Genomic DNA, 14,203 nt, shown 5'->3' with positions numbered 1-14,203 from the left:
GTGCATTTTTGAAACTTTGTCCCAACAAAATACAACAAAATGCAAACAATTTCAATTGTAACAAAACAAGATTTACTCGATTTTAAAGACGAGCTTCTTAAAGAGATTCTGGCACTGCTTAATGGTACAAAGATTAGAAAAGAAGAATGGTTGAAATCTTCTGAAGTACAAAATCTTTTAAAAATTTCAGCAGGAACTCTTCAGAATTACAGAATAAATGGAACCTTACCTTTTAAAAAGATTGGAGGTACACTGTATTATAAATATCATAATATTGAAAAACTTCTCAGCGGAGACAATCAATGAATTTCTGCTAATGTGTAACAATAAAATCAAATCTTATGAATATTGACAGAATAGAGTTTAACTCATGGATGGAAAGACTGATGGAGCGTTTTAACTTGCTTGATGATAAAGTGAAAGAAATGAAAAACCAGAATTTTGAAATCGATGGCGAACAGCTTCTCGATAATCAGGATGTTCTCCAAATGCTCAAAATAAGCTCAAGATCACTTCAACGCTACCGCACTTCAAAGCGTCTACCATATTATACCATAAGCGGTAAGTTATATTATAAACTTTCAGATGTACATCAGTTTATACGGGATAGTTTTAATGGTAATTCTAGAAGCTGATTAAGTCAGTAAGAGACATTGTAAACCATCTACTACAAAGTTTTAAATCCATTTTTTACGGTTCTCTACCTTCATCGTCATAATTAATAAGTTACTTATGAGCGATTCGATTGAAGGAAAAATGAATAATAAGGAAAAGGCTGCGAAGTCAAAAGAATCCTTGCAGGAAAACTTATCTGATACACTACTCGCATTAGATAAGAAGACAAATAAAGTAGACCTCGTCGATGGAGTAGATACCAATGGAAATTTAATAAAAACAGATTCTCAGAAGAAAAATTCCAAACCATTTATTCGCATTGATAGGGGTGGAGACTTCTTCTCCAACTTCTTTTCAAATTTCATCAGTCAACTCAAAAATCCAACTGAATTTTCATTTTTTAAAATTTCAGAACTCGGCGCTATGCAAACTGCAAAAGAGCTGCAGGAGTATGTCGATACGGCATCACCCAAAGAATTAGAGACCTTAAAAGATTATGAAATCATCATTCAAAATAGTTTAACCCATAAAAATCAAAACAAAATGGCAACAAAATCAACAGAAACAGAAAATCAAACCCAACAGGAAAGCCCGCAGTATCGCTATCAACCTGAACAAATCGACTGGCAGATTATGGCAAAGTTCGGATTAGATCAGGAAAAGCTAACAAAGATGAACGTCTTGGATCGTCTGCTCAGAGGATTTAAATCACACAAGTTGGTACCCATCACTATAAATTTAGGGAATGCCGTCAGCAGGATGGATGTTCGTCTTTCTCTACAAACTAACGATAGTGGTCAGGTGCTGATCAATCTTCATGGAATCCGTAAAGAACCTGATTTTAAAATGAAGTTTTTAGGACACGAATTTTCTGAGCAGGATAAAGAAAATCTTAGAAATACCGGTAACATGGGAAGGGTCGTTGATCTAGTCAATCCCAAAACCAACGAGATTATTCCTTCCATAATCAGTAAAGACCGGTTAACGAATGAATTGGTTGCTTTAAATACCAACTACATGAAGATTCCCGACGAAATAAAAGGATTGAAACTTAATGATGAGCAAAAGCAAATTCTTAGTGAAGGGAAACCTCTTTATCTTGAAGGTATGATCTCAAGCAAAGGAGATTCTTTTAATGCATCTGTACAGTTTAATGCTGAAAAAAGGTATGTTGAGTTTCTGATAGATCCTAATAAAAAGCTGGATCAGGTTCAAAACAGGCAACAAACTGTAAACGAAGAGCCACAAAAAGTTTTCAGAGGAAAAGAGTTAACTGATCAGCAGTTTAACAATCTGAAAGAGGGAAAATCGGTTTACCTAAGTGGATTAATTGATCAAAAAGGAAATACATACAACGGTTACATTACGTACAGTAAAGAAAACAAAACTACAGATTTTTCTTTTCAAAATCCTGCTAAAATTGTTGAACAGGCAAAGCCTGACGAAGCTCATAAAACACAGGTAGCCGTAAATTCAGAAGGAAAGACCAATGAGGCAACGAAAAATATAAAAGAGCCTTTGGAATCAGCTCAAACTAATCCTCTTAATAAAAAACAGGCAGAGGATCAGCATAAAACTAAACAGCCAACCAGATCTCGAAGAAGAAAATTATAAACGAATTTATTAAGCAACCCAATGGATCAATAAAGCTCATTGGGTTTTTTATTAATCAAAAAAAATAAAAACATGAAAGCAGTTATTGCAGAAAAGCCAAGTGTAGCAAAAGAAATTGCATTGCTCTTAGGTGCTACCGATAAAAAAGAAGGTTTCATTACAGGAAACGGATATTGTATAACGTGGGCATTCGGACATTTAGTAAGTTTAGCCATGCCTGAAGATTATGGGATTTCCGGATATCAAAGGGCTTCATTACCGATATTTCCAGATCCTTTTAAATTGATTGTCAAGAAAATTAAAAAAGGAAAAAATTATGTAAGTGATTCGGGAGCATTGAAACAATTGAAAATTATTGAAAAGGTAATGAATGATTGTGACAGTATCATTGTGGCAACCGATGCAGGAAGGGAAGGAGAATTGATATTCAGATATATTTATGAGTATTTAAATTGTAAAAAACCGTTTGAAAGATTATGGATCAGCTCTTTAACAGAAAAGGCGATTAAAACCGGTTTTGAAAATCTCAAAAAAGGGAGTGATTTTGATGGTTTATATCATGCCGCTGTCGGAAGAAGTCGTGCGGATTGGCTTCTGGGAATCAATGCTTCTCAAGCTCTATCTATCGCTGCTGACAATGGTTCTTATTCTCTTGGGAGAGTTCAAACGCCCACATTGGCATTACTATGCAATCGGTATTTGGAATATAAAAATTTTGTTGCTCAAAAATATTGGCAGATTCATTTAACTCATCAGAAGGGAATGCTAAATTTTAAAAGTACTTCTCAATTGAAATTTGATGATCAAAAAAAAGCTAATGATCTATTAAAAGCCATTGAAAGGGGAGATGGGAATGTAAAAGTTGATATTGTAGAAGTTAAAACAATTACAGAGCAGGCTCCTCTTTTATTTGATTTGACAGGTTTACAGAAAGAAGCGAATAAAAAACTGAATCTTTCAGCGTCTGAAACCCTTGATATTGCCCAAAGTCTCTATGAAAAGAAGTTTATCACTTATCCAAGAACAGGAAGTAAACATATTCCTGAGGATATGTGGAAGGAAATACCCAATCTCATTAGGATTTTAAAAGACACAGATTCTTTTAAACGGGCTGTTAGTAATGTTAAATGGGGACAGTTCAATAAAAGAATTGTTAATGATCTTGGGGTAACAGACCATCACGGCTTGCTCATTACAGAGAAAATTCCATCAGCATTATCTGCGAAAGAAAATGCAATTTATGATATGATTGCATATCGATTGCTCGAAGCAATTTCAGAAGCTTGCCTCAAAGAAATAACTCAAATCTCATTAGAAGTTCTTCATTATGTTTTTATTTCTAAAGGAAGTAGAATCATAAATCCTGGATGGAGAATAATGAAAGGTGATTTTTCTGAAGATGAAAATAATGAACTTCAGGAATTACCACAGGTTTTGAAAGGTGATGACATAAAAATCAAAAAGTCAGTCATATTAGAAAATAAAACACAACCACCTTCATTGTTTACTGAATCGGGTTTATTGTCGGCAATGGAAAATGCAGGAAGTAAAATTGAGCAAGAAGAACAAAGAAAAATCTTGAAGAATATAGGTATTGGAACTCCGGCTACCAGAGCTGCCATTATTGAAGTTCTTTTTAATCGGGATTATATTCAAAAAGATAAAAAATCATTAGTTCCAACAGAGAAGGGGCTGCAAGTCTACAGACTTATTAAGGATAAAAAGATTGCTGATGTGACAATGACAGCAGAATGGGAATTAGAGCTGCAAAAGATTGAAAATAATGAGGAGGATTTATTAAATTTTCAGAGAAGGATTGAAGCCTATACTTCAGTTATAACGGATGAATTACTTCAGACAAAAATTATCAGAGAAGAATTACCGGATTTGATCTGCCCAAAGTGTAAAAAAGAAAGACTTCGCATTCTTGATAAGATTATTAAATGTAAAGATGATGCCTGTAATTGGATGCAATTTAGATTGGTTTGTGGAAAATTATTGACAGTCAATGATATTCAATTGTTGATAGAAAAAGGAAAGACCTCACTGATCAAAGGGTTGAAAAGTAAGGCTGGGAAGAGTTTCGATGCTTACATGATTCTAAATGATGCTGGAGAAACTGTTTTTGAGTTTGATAAAAATAAAACAACTAGGAAAAAGTAGCTAATGCAATTTTGTGAAACTAAATACTAAATATTTAAAAAGAGTAGAGAATTACAATTTTCCACTCTTTTTTATGTTTCTATCATCTTTTTAGTCTTGTTAAATAAGATTTATAAAGATCGGAGCAAGCGTCCGGAAGAAATTTATAAGCCATTAGGAATAACTAGGTCAACATTTTATCGGTACACTAAAATTCTGGATCATCTTACGGATGAAGAAGTTAAAAAAATTGGAATTAAAAAATAACATTTGTAATTAATTCAGTATAAATACGGATTGCCGTAAGCACGATATATTTCTTATTATTACATTCGTGAGTTGATGTCAAATCATTTTTATATCTATAAAATAATGAATTTAAAAATTATATTATGAATAAGGAATTAATACTTGAAAAATTAAACAAATTTCGTCAACTTTTAGAAGTCGATAAGGAACTGGCTAAACAAATCAAATTGAAGTCTGATGATGAATTAGCTCAGAACGGAACAAATCAAACCGATTTAGATAATAAAATTCAGTCGCACACTAAAGAAATCAAAGAACTGGAGGAATTAATATTATCAATTGAATTATTATGATTATGGAAGAGAATATACAAGAAAATTATAAATATTTTTTTCTAAGTGTTTTACCAAATTATGTACGAATGAAGAAATAAAGAAAATGGCAATTAAAAAATAATAAAATGCGCCAATAGGTTGCATAGTAAAAATATATTTTTGAATACTATATATTAAAAATCAAATTATAATATCAATTAATTGGAACAGTATAAATGATGGGCTTCGGCCAGAAGCCGAAGAACCCGTTTTACTTGATAAAGAACCTACTGAAGATTTAATTAATAATTGTAGAGTTGGTTCATTGATAATACACGAAGATTCGGGGGAAGTAGGATGGTTAGTAGGAAATGATTGTGATGTAATTACATTATCTTCTAGAACATATTGGGCATATATAAATGAAAAGGCACTTTCTATTCCAGATACTGATGACGAAAAGGTGCTTTCAGACTGCCTACGGGAGTATATGCTAAAACTTCAATATTTTGAAAAAAAAATTCAAAAACTAAGTGAATGTGTGATGGCAAGTGGTAAAGGTACATATCCACTAGATTACTTTATTGCAGGAATTTTAAATAGAAGCCTTTCTTTAATTTATGGTTTTGACACTTTACTTAAATCTGCAAACTTTATTGGTAAAAATTGAAGGAAAAGTTACCACTTGGTATGAATATATGCCTTATGGAGAATTATTGATGGAAAACACTACTTTTGATTATGATAATCCTTATAAATACAATGCAAAAGAATTTGATTCATCGACAGGGTATTACTATTACAGAACTAGATATTATGAAAATGAAGTGGGAAAGTAAAGTATTTAAAGTCGTTATTATATTGGTAATTGCTATATTGTTTTGCTAATGTTCTGAAAAATTTGATAATCTTAGAATCGCTGTTAGAGCTAAAGAGAAAAATGCAGATTTTATATCTACATTAAATATTAATTGTTTTCCATCTAAAGATATACCACTACCATACTTGTCTTTTACTATTTCTAATAAGACAAAATGTTTTAATGGTAATGATTTCAACAATGTCTACTTTTTAATAATAGTTTCCAATGAAAATTGTAAAATTGATTTTAGAGAGTAACATTACTATCCAATTTAATGAAGTATTTTGGCATCTCCCAAATTATTAATATATAATACTGTCAAAACATTAAGAAAATGCTGTATTCATATCTGGAATTGGAGGCCAGGAAGAATCTTAAAAAATTTCGGTCTTTTATATTTTTATAAAATATCCTTTTTTCAAAGTTTATTTTTAATCTTTTTGTATAAGATGCTTTAGGTCAGGATCATTTTCAATTCGTTCTATTTCCTTTTTTACAATAGACAGAATGTCTGATTTGACTTTATGGTAGTTAGCTATAATTTCTCCTTTCATGGTATTTTGCCCAAACTCATTTTCAAAGTTCATAATCTGTGGGATTTTCTGATATGATTTTGTTTCTGAAGCTATTTTGTCATTATTAACAACGATTTCAGAATGAAATATTTTTTGCTCAATGCGCTCATCAAAATTATCTGAAACAGCTCCTACAAACATTCCCTGAGTTAATGTCGAAATTTTGGAAGCTGGTATTAAACTGTCTAATTGTGTTGAAATAGAAGTGGAAGTATCGTTTCTATTAATACTTAAGCTTTGTCGTTTTTGAAGTACTTTTCCAAATCTTTCAGAAAGATTTTTAGCGGTTTCCCCCACGACCTGTCCGCTGAAAATGTTTCCTACAGTGTTTTGAATAACCTTGCTTTCTTTATCACCATAATCACGAATAAGCTGTGAGAAGTCCTGAAATCCTAGACATACAGCTACTTTATTACTTCTCGCCGTAGCAATTAGATTATCCAGTCCCCTGAAATAAATAGTTGGCAGCTCATCAATTATTACAGAACTTTTCAACTGCCCTTTTTTATTGATTAGTTTCACAATTCTAGAATTGTACAAACCCAAGGCGGCTGAATAGATATTCTGACGGTCCGGATTATTGCCAACACATAGGATCTTTGGCTCTTTTGGATTATTAATATCTAATGTAAAATCATCGCCGGTCATTACCCAATAGAGTTGTGGTGAAATCATTCGTGATAATGGGATTTTAGCTGACGCAATCTGTCCTTGAAGCTGATCTTGAGCTCCTCCTTGCCAAGCATCCATAAAAGGTGAAAGATAGTTTTCTAAATCTGGATAAGTTGTCAAGATGGTAAAAACATCAGCATACTTTTTATTTAAAAGTTCAATGGCGTGTGGAAATGTACAATATTTACCATTTTCGTAAATTTTTAAAAACCAAATTATTGCAGCGAGCAATATGATCGGACTTTCAACGAAAAAATCTCCCTGTTTCTGAATCCAACTTCTATTGAGATTAAGCATAATGGTGTATGCAGCTTCATAAGCATCTGAAATATCAGTCATGAAATCAGGATTCAGTGGATTGCAGCGATGGCTCCTGCTCGGATTATCAAAATTTATAACGTAAAATTTAGGTATTACGTTATATTTGTCAGTGTGTTTAAGCAAATGGTTGTAAGCTATGGTAGAGAGGTCATCAAATTTGAAATCATAAATGTACATTGAAAACCCTTTTTCGATATGCTGCTTTATATAATTATTGATAATCGCATAAGACTTACCTGAACCAGGAGTACCCAAAACAATAGTTGCCCGGAAGGGGTTCACAATATTAATCCACCCGTTATTCCATTGACCTTTATAGTAAAATTTGGTTGGCAGATTAACCGAATACTCATTCTGCATAAGTTTGGTCTCCTGCTGAAAGCTTTCGTTTTCATTATTGAAAACATCTTCCATTAGATTTGTCCTTAGAAGGCGGCTAGTCCAAGCACTCGATACCATAAGGCAGATATATCCGGCAGATGTTGTAACGATATAAAAATAGATTGAAAATCTAAAAGGAGAATTTAACAAGAATCCATTAAAAAAGAAAAGTATTACTCCAATTGTTAAAGTAGCGCTGATCTTTTTCCAAGTAACTTTTTCGTTTTTAACACCTTTTGTTCCTAAACAACTTAGCGCAAGTAAGCAGATAGAAAAGATCTTTGTAAATATAGGATAAGAAAATAATCCCGCAGTTTTTTGAAAATTGAATAAAATTCTATTAATAATATCTAAAACCAATTCATATTCAAGAAATAAGGTATAACAAAACCAGTAGAAATGGATTAAGAGTAATATAATACTTACCGCTCTCATAAAACCCATGATTTTAGCTAAGCTTCTTAGATCATCTTCACCTTGCATAACGTTCTGTTTAAATTTATTATGCACAAAAATATCTTGCTGTCATAAGGTTTTTTATTACTGTCTTTCAATGACTTTTATTTTCTGATTAATTTTATAGCAGAGGTAGTGAGCATCTATTCTAAAGAGTTAATAAAATCATGAATTGCAATCATAATCTAGCCAGACATAATGTTAAAGCATCTCAGTTTATTCAGTGCAGAGTAATTCGATACGTTTCCAAAGAAATTGTTGGAATTCAGAGAACACTTCTTAACAGCAAAAGAGTCAGATTTGCTTTTTTCTCGACTCTTGGAAAATACTCCTTGAAATCAGAAAACTCAAACCATGTATAATAAGAAAGTTTGACTCCACGTCTTACAGCTTGGTATGGAGACATTGAGAAATCTTACAAATTGGGAGGTCGTGAATTTGAGGTTAACGCCTAGACTCATGAACTGCTTTCTTTGATGAACAAAATTGAACACACATTTGGTTATGAGTTTAATTCATTGTTGCTGAATTTATATTGCGATCATAATGATTCCGTCGCATGGCACAGGGATAAAGAAAGCAGATACAGTGACCGTCCGGTTATTGCATCACTAAGTCTTGGAGAAACGAGAAAATTTAATTTGAGAAAGCTGAGCCGTCATCAGAGCAGACATGGTATTCCACTTCCTAATGGATCGGTGCTTATGATGAAGGGTGATCTTCAGGAGCATTGGGAGCATCGTCTTGCTAAGTCGTCTTCGTTAATGAAAGAGCGTCTTACTCTTACTTTTCGGTTGGTCAACTTATTATAATAAAAATCCTTAGGTTAGATGTAAACCATTATATATCGGAAGAAATTCATTTTCAGATATTTAATTCTTCTTTTTTGAAAATAAGTGATCCATTGATTAAAATTCACAAATTATTGAATCATTTGAAAGGCTATTTTGGTTATCTGAGCCCTATAATTTCTCAGTTCCTTTCACAAGAAATAAGTTGGTAAGCCTGACAGGTCTTTGCGTTGAAAAAATTATTCGGGTAACTATAAGTGGAGAATTTACAACTTCTAAAAATTGATTATAGAAAGATTTACGATTAGCACTTCGTCTAATTGTTGAATATGTGACTTCTTACTAGGCATAAAGACATCTGAATATTTATATACCACATCGTTGATAATACGAGAGGGTGGCTTGTAGTTTGTTTATTCATCAACAGATCACAAACCTATCAAACGTTTTACATCAAAATAATAAAACAAAAATTAAATTTATTTTATGAAGTACTTTTCTGTGATAAATACTAGTTTGTAAATAATTGCCAAATTAAAAATTACATAAAATATAAAAAAACGAAGAAATGAATTTTATAGAATTTACAAAGGAACATCTGTCATTTAATGAAGAACAGCAGAAATACTGGATTGATATTCCAAAAGAAGAAATAGGCTTTAAAATAAATTCTGTCCAAATTGTCAATGAGGATGGAACTTTCTCCGAGGCTGTGCGAAATTACAGAAGATAATCTCTTGTTTACCATTTTACTGCAATTTCCGGCTAATCTCAGAATAAAATTTTAAAATTTAGAGTGTTAAAAAGCTTATGCTTTTTAACAAAAGAGTCTCAAAAGGCTTTTTTTGATGAGATATCAATCAGCATAATGGGGTCATTAAAATCATCAAAATAATATAGAATACAATATGAATTTAAATTGGAATGAAATTTTTGTTGGAGATTTAGATGGAAATTATGTTTTGGAAATTTCCTTACGTACCATACTCATGTTTATTATGGTGTTAGTCATTTTAAGGTTATCGGGCAAAAAGGGGGTAAGGCAGCTTTCTCTTTTCGAAGTGGCCATCATCATTGCATTGGGATCTGCAGCTGGTGATCCGATGTTTAATAAAGATACTCCCATTCTTCCTTCTCTGTTAGTATTTGCTGTTATCATCATAATATATCGCATAATCACTTACTTTGCGAGTAAAAGTGAAAAGTTTGAGGATGTAATAGAAGGTGAACCGCTGTACGTAATAGAGGATGGACAATTTGTTTTGGGTGTTAAGGATGATCATACTTTTGCAAAAGATGAATTTTTTGCTGAAATGAGACAGGAATCAATTGAACACGTAGGACAGGTTAAAACAGCAATTTTAGAAACAACCGGAAACATCAGCTTTTTTTTCTACCGAGACGAAGAGGTACATTTTGGACTTCCGGTACTGCCTAAAGTATATGAAAAAAAAATAACTGAAATTCAAAAGGATGATATTTATGCCTGTACATATTGTGGATATTCAGCGTATTTGGGAAAATCAGTAACAAACTGTGAACGCTGTCATAAGAATGAATGGGTAAAAGCTATCAAAACTTTGCGAATCACTTAAAAGATGCTATTATCATGAACAGTACTCATAAACTACTGTTTTTCTAAGATATTTTTATTAATAATTTATTTTGCTTAGTAAATTATAAGACATGAACTCTTTGGCAGAAAAATTGTTAGTTGTAGCAAAAAGTAATAAATAAATTGCTTTCAATTTTAACCAAACAAATATATATTATGAAAAATTCAATTCTGACATTGTTGGCAGTTGCTGCAATGGTATCTTGTAACAAAAAAGATTCTGTTTCAACAAGCAATTCGGTAGATTCAACAGATATGTCATCGACCGCTCCTATGGACTCTCCAAAGATCCAGAATGATTCTGCAGCAGTTTCAAGTACATTGACTGATGCGCAGGCATTAAGTAATCAAGACAAAACTTTTGTTGATGCCGCTGCTAAAGGTGGAATGATGGAAGTAATGATGGGAGAGCTTGCAGCTACAAATGCTTCAAATACATCAGTAAAATCTTTGGGGCAGACGATTGCAAAGGATCACAAAATGGCGAATGACGAACTTAAAAAGTGGGCTGCTACTGTAAATTATTCTCTATCTTCATCAATGGATGCTTCGCAACAGAAGATGCATGATGATTTGAAAGCAAAAAAAGGTGCTGATTTTGATAAGGCTTATGTTGATATGATGGTTAACGATCATAAAAAAGATATTGCGGTTTTTAAAAAACAGTCTACAGATGGTGCTGATAAAAACTTAAAAGCATTTGCAATTAAAACTCTTCCGACTTTAGAAAATCATTTGAAGGAGTCTGAGAAAGTGAAAGCTGCTATGAAATAAAAGAAAATATATTTAAATAAAATAATAAGCTGTCATATTTGACAGCTTATTATTTTTTCTTTGGAGAACAGTTTTTTACAAAAATTATTTTCTAATATGTAAATAAATGATTGGGTTTAAAAAAGTACTTTTATTCTGTTTTTAAGAAAATCTACCCAAATTGAGCAGCTCCTAGTTTGTATTTGTAATAATGAAAATAGTATAATAATGTTGAAAATTCAATTACCTCCGGATGGAGGAATGTTATATAAAGAAACCGATATGGCTCAGTTATTCCCCGAGCCGTTAAATGCAATAACTTCCATACTATTTCTGGCCATAGCAATTTTTTGGACCATTAAAATAAAGGGTAGTTTCAGGAAATATCCTTTTTTAACTTATTGCTTAATCCTATTATATATTGGTGCTATAGGTGGAACAATCTATCATACATTCAGACAATGGCCGGTATTTATTATGATGGATTGGATGCCTATCTTGTTACTCTGTTTGTCTGCTGGATTCTACTTTGTGGCTAAAAGTACTAAGTTGTATTATGGTGCTGCAACAATTTTCTTATACTTGATCGTGATGTTTGCATTGAGAAACTGGATTTTATTCTATAGCACCTCTCTTTTTATCAACCTAAATTATGCATTAATGGCTTCATTTGTACTATTCTCAGTATTAAGATATTTGATCTATACCAAGTGGAAAGCTGGTAAATGGGTAGGCTTTGCGTTATTGTCATTTGCTATTGCGCTAACTTTTCGTATAGCTGATACGTGGGAATTGTTCCACTTTGGAACCCACTTTCTATGGCATACCTTTGGAGCGATTGCAACATTTTGTATGTTTAATTATATTTATTTTACAAGAAATAAATAAGATAAAAAACAGTACGTTATATGAGTATACGGGATATTTTTGCATTTTGGTATATGTAAATTGGGCTTCCTCCCATGTCTTCTTCCGTTCTTTGTCACTCTGATACATATCCAGTTAGGATAGCAAACTAAATACCTTTTGTTTTAGACACAATCATGACCTACAGCATTTGCCAGCTCGAAAATATACCGATCATTTTTATATATCAAACGTAATCCGATATTCCTCAAGAAGGTTATATTTGAATATAGAGAAATTGACTTAATATATAGTAATGAAGCTTTCAACATTATCTCTGCGCAGCGTTCTTCGTTTTTCCATATAACTGTGTCACCGTCTGTTATCTGTTGCTCTATTATGTTTTGTGCATTTTCGAGAATAGTTTTGTTCTTCTTCTTCTTCTGCAACTCAGTAATGCGCGCGATTTTTCCTATTCCGGCATCGCCTGTGATGATGTAACAGTTTTATTTTTTTACCTTCATATTAAGTTTTTACTTTAAATATCTGACACATTTTAGATCATAAGATATTTAGTGTTGCTTTAAGGAAAAATCAATCTCAAAAGTTTGTATAATAAAATTTTGGTCTATAATTTGTAAACAAAAAAACACAAAAAAATATTATTGACTAAAATTTTATAAGATGATAATCAGTGAAACTTTATTATTGGAATACGGTGCTGTTTACAAATTATACGATAAGAATGAAATAATTTTTTCAGAAAACAGTAGTCCACAATTTTACTTTCAAATTATAAAGGGTTCTGTAGAACTTACTCACAATACCCCTAATGGGAGAGAATTTACCCATGACATTGTTTCAGACGGTCAAAGTATTGGAGAGTTTTTCCTGTTGAGCGATCGGCGATTTTCTTGTTCGGCAATAACAATAACAGAGTGTGAAATTTTAATGGTTTGTAAAAGTTCATTTATGCATCTTTTGCATAAGCATCCTGAAATCAATAGCAGTCTCTTGGTCAATATCTCTAAGCAGATGGCTGATCAATATATGATGTCTTCCAACTTGTTCAATACAGATCCTTCGAGCAAAATAGAAAATGTTATCAGTCATTTTAAAAATGAACAAAACTCTCCGCAATTTGGTTTTGAGGTGCCTTTTACGAGAAGGCAATTAGCAAATCTCACAGGTCTTAGAGTTGAAACTGTTATCAGAGCAGTAAAAAAATTAGAATCACAGCACAGGCTTAAAATTTTTAATAGGAGGATTTACATATAGAGGAATTTTTTCAAAAACTAAAGCAAGGTCGCATAGTACTTGGCAACAGCTTTAAACTCTTTATTTTTTTATTTACTGCGCTTGTTGTATGATAATATCTTTGAGAAACGTATGCATCCACTAAATGAAGAGTCCAAGGATTTGCTAAGGTCGAAGAAAAAGTATGGGGCTCTTACAGCGGACTGAAAAGTGATTATGACCAAATGGTACGCGAGTCTCAAACAATGAAATCAGAATTGATGGGGTTGATTACCGAACGAGGAGGAAACGCCGATGACAGTTCAACCACTGCAGGAGCACTGCACAGAACATGGATTGATATCAAAAACTCATTTGGAGGAGATCATGCAGAATCAACTTTGGAGAATGTTGTTTTTGGAGAAAAAGCTGCAATCGATTCTTATCAGGATGCTCTGGAAAGTGGAGACTTATGTCCGCAAAGTACGATAGTTATAGCAGATCAATTAATAAAATTGAAAGCTTCCTATGAGAAATTTAAAAGTATAGAAAAAACTACAGAATAATAGTACTACATTTAGAATGTATTTGAATTAATACATTGTTAGACTCCTGAAAAATAATGTTTTGAGGAGTTTTTTTTATTAATTCTTGAAATGATTTCGTAAAATTTACATTGGTTGTAAATTGACCTGCCAATTGCGAAAAAGCGGTCTCAATTCTTTTTCTAATTTTTGATTTACTGTAGGGAAATTTAACAA

General features: G+C 32.3%; 14 protein-coding genes and 1 pseudogene. 14 read left to right on the top strand and 1 reads right to left on the bottom strand.

Going from position 1 to position 14,203, the window contains the following annotated elements; translation table 11 throughout:
* Positions 1-39 precede the first annotated feature (39 nt).
* From OEA66_RS00615 to OEA66_RS00585, 7 genes are all read left to right on the top strand, one after another.
* Positions 40-306 carry a helix-turn-helix domain-containing protein gene (locus tag OEA66_RS00615; protein ID WP_267279524.1) on the top strand — a complete coding sequence of 89 codons (267 nt, stop codon included), beginning with the start codon at positions 40-42 and terminating at the stop codon, positions 304-306.
* A gap of 35 nt (positions 307-341) precedes the next feature.
* Positions 342-635, top strand: a complete 294-nt coding sequence (locus OEA66_RS00610) for a helix-turn-helix domain-containing protein (RefSeq protein WP_267279523.1) — start codon at positions 342-344, stop codon at positions 633-635.
* Between the two features lie 97 nt (positions 636-732).
* Positions 733-2,229 (top strand): DUF3945 domain-containing protein, encoded by a 1,497-nt coding sequence (locus tag OEA66_RS00605; RefSeq protein ID WP_267279522.1) that lies wholly within the window; start codon positions 733-735, stop codon positions 2,227-2,229.
* A gap of 72 nt (positions 2,230-2,301) precedes the next feature.
* Positions 2,302-4,392, top strand: coding sequence for a type IA DNA topoisomerase (locus OEA66_RS00600; protein WP_267279521.1), 2,091 nt, complete (start codon positions 2,302-2,304; stop codon positions 4,390-4,392).
* A gap of 371 nt (positions 4,393-4,763) precedes the next feature.
* The gene (locus tag OEA66_RS00595) at positions 4,764-4,973 is read left to right on the top strand and encodes a hypothetical protein (protein WP_123838413.1); all 210 of its coding nucleotides are present in this window, start codon (positions 4,764-4,766) and stop codon (positions 4,971-4,973) included.
* Positions 4,974-5,259: 286 nt separating this feature from the next.
* Positions 5,260-5,604: a hypothetical protein gene (locus OEA66_RS00590; protein WP_267279520.1), complete on the top strand. Its 345-nt coding sequence runs from the start codon at positions 5,260-5,262 to the stop codon at positions 5,602-5,604.
* Positions 5,591-5,773, top strand: coding sequence for a hypothetical protein (locus OEA66_RS00585; RefSeq protein ID WP_267279519.1), 183 nt, complete (start codon positions 5,591-5,593; stop codon positions 5,771-5,773). Before OEA66_RS00590 ends, OEA66_RS00585 begins: the two co-directional genes overlap by 14 nt.
* A gap of 454 nt (positions 5,774-6,227) precedes the next feature.
* On the opposite strand, the gene mobC is transcribed toward OEA66_RS00585, so the two are convergent.
* On the bottom strand, positions 6,228-8,228 hold the full coding sequence (mobC, locus tag OEA66_RS00580; protein WP_267279518.1) for a conjugal transfer protein MobC: 2,001 nt from the start codon (positions 8,226-8,228) through the stop codon (positions 6,228-6,230).
* Between the two features lie 449 nt (positions 8,229-8,677).
* Between mobC and OEA66_RS00575 the strand changes: the two genes are divergently transcribed.
* The 7 genes and pseudogenes from OEA66_RS00575 to OEA66_RS00545 all read left to right on the top strand — a co-directional run.
* The gene (locus OEA66_RS00575; RefSeq protein WP_267279517.1) at positions 8,678-9,013 is read left to right on the top strand and encodes an alpha-ketoglutarate-dependent dioxygenase AlkB; all 336 of its coding nucleotides are present in this window, start codon (positions 8,678-8,680) and stop codon (positions 9,011-9,013) included.
* Positions 9,014-9,560: 547 nt separating this feature from the next.
* On the top strand, positions 9,561-9,725 hold the full coding sequence (locus OEA66_RS00570) for a hypothetical protein (RefSeq protein ID WP_267279516.1): 165 nt from the start codon (positions 9,561-9,563) through the stop codon (positions 9,723-9,725).
* A gap of 175 nt (positions 9,726-9,900) precedes the next feature.
* Positions 9,901-10,587 (top strand): DUF421 domain-containing protein, encoded by a 687-nt coding sequence (locus OEA66_RS00565; protein ID WP_267279515.1) that lies wholly within the window; start codon positions 9,901-9,903, stop codon positions 10,585-10,587.
* 176 nt (positions 10,588-10,763) lie between these two features.
* A complete protein-coding gene (locus OEA66_RS00560; RefSeq protein ID WP_267279514.1) occupies positions 10,764-11,381 on the top strand; it encodes a DUF4142 domain-containing protein in 618 nt (205 codons plus the stop codon).
* A gap of 207 nt (positions 11,382-11,588) precedes the next feature.
* Positions 11,589-12,248, top strand: coding sequence for a hypothetical protein (locus OEA66_RS00555; RefSeq protein WP_267279513.1), 660 nt, complete (start codon positions 11,589-11,591; stop codon positions 12,246-12,248).
* A gap of 642 nt (positions 12,249-12,890) precedes the next feature.
* Positions 12,891-13,484 carry a Crp/Fnr family transcriptional regulator gene (locus tag OEA66_RS00550; protein ID WP_267279512.1) on the top strand — a complete coding sequence of 198 codons (594 nt, stop codon included), beginning with the start codon at positions 12,891-12,893 and terminating at the stop codon, positions 13,482-13,484.
* Positions 13,485-13,630: 146 nt separating this feature from the next.
* Positions 13,631-14,008, top strand: a pseudogene (locus OEA66_RS00545) (PA2169 family four-helix-bundle protein); the annotation flags it as partial.
* Positions 14,009-14,203 lie beyond the last annotated feature (195 nt).

The organism is Chryseobacterium luquanense, assembly GCF_026460945.1.
GTDB classification, from domain to species: Bacteria; Bacteroidota; Bacteroidia; order Flavobacteriales; family Weeksellaceae; genus Chryseobacterium; species Chryseobacterium luquanense.
The sequence above is the reverse complement of the archived record's forward strand: the minus strand, read 5'-3'. Positions and strand labels throughout refer to the sequence as shown.

Bases quoted from the DNA above. Each gene is read 5' to 3' on its own strand.
- OEA66_RS00600 (WP_267279521.1), top strand. From the start codon at position 2,302: ATGAAAGCAGTTATTGCAGAAAAGCCAAGTGTAGCAAAAGAAATTGCA.
- OEA66_RS00595 (WP_123838413.1), top strand. From the start codon at position 4,764: ATGAATAAGGAATTAATACTTGAAAAATTAAACAAATTTCGTCAACTT.
- OEA66_RS00575 (WP_267279517.1), top strand. From the start codon at position 8,678: ATGAACAAAATTGAACACACATTTGGTTATGAGTTTAATTCATTGTTG.
- OEA66_RS00550 (WP_267279512.1), top strand. From the start codon at position 12,891: ATGATAATCAGTGAAACTTTATTATTGGAATACGGTGCTGTTTACAAA.
- mobC (WP_267279518.1), bottom strand. From the start codon at position 8,228: ATGCAAGGTGAAGATGATCTAAGAAGCTTAGCTAAAATCATGGGTTTT.
- OEA66_RS00570 (WP_267279516.1), top strand. From the start codon at position 9,561: ATGAATTTTATAGAATTTACAAAGGAACATCTGTCATTTAATGAAGAA.
- OEA66_RS00565 (WP_267279515.1), top strand. From the start codon at position 9,901: ATGAATTTAAATTGGAATGAAATTTTTGTTGGAGATTTAGATGGAAAT.
- OEA66_RS00615 (WP_267279524.1), top strand. From the start codon at position 40: ATGCAAACAATTTCAATTGTAACAAAACAAGATTTACTCGATTTTAAA.
- OEA66_RS00555 (WP_267279513.1), top strand. From the start codon at position 11,589: ATGTTGAAAATTCAATTACCTCCGGATGGAGGAATGTTATATAAAGAA.
- OEA66_RS00605 (WP_267279522.1), top strand. From the start codon at position 733: ATGAGCGATTCGATTGAAGGAAAAATGAATAATAAGGAAAAGGCTGCG.
- OEA66_RS00610 (WP_267279523.1), top strand. From the start codon at position 342: ATGAATATTGACAGAATAGAGTTTAACTCATGGATGGAAAGACTGATG.
- OEA66_RS00560 (WP_267279514.1), top strand. From the start codon at position 10,764: ATGAAAAATTCAATTCTGACATTGTTGGCAGTTGCTGCAATGGTATCT.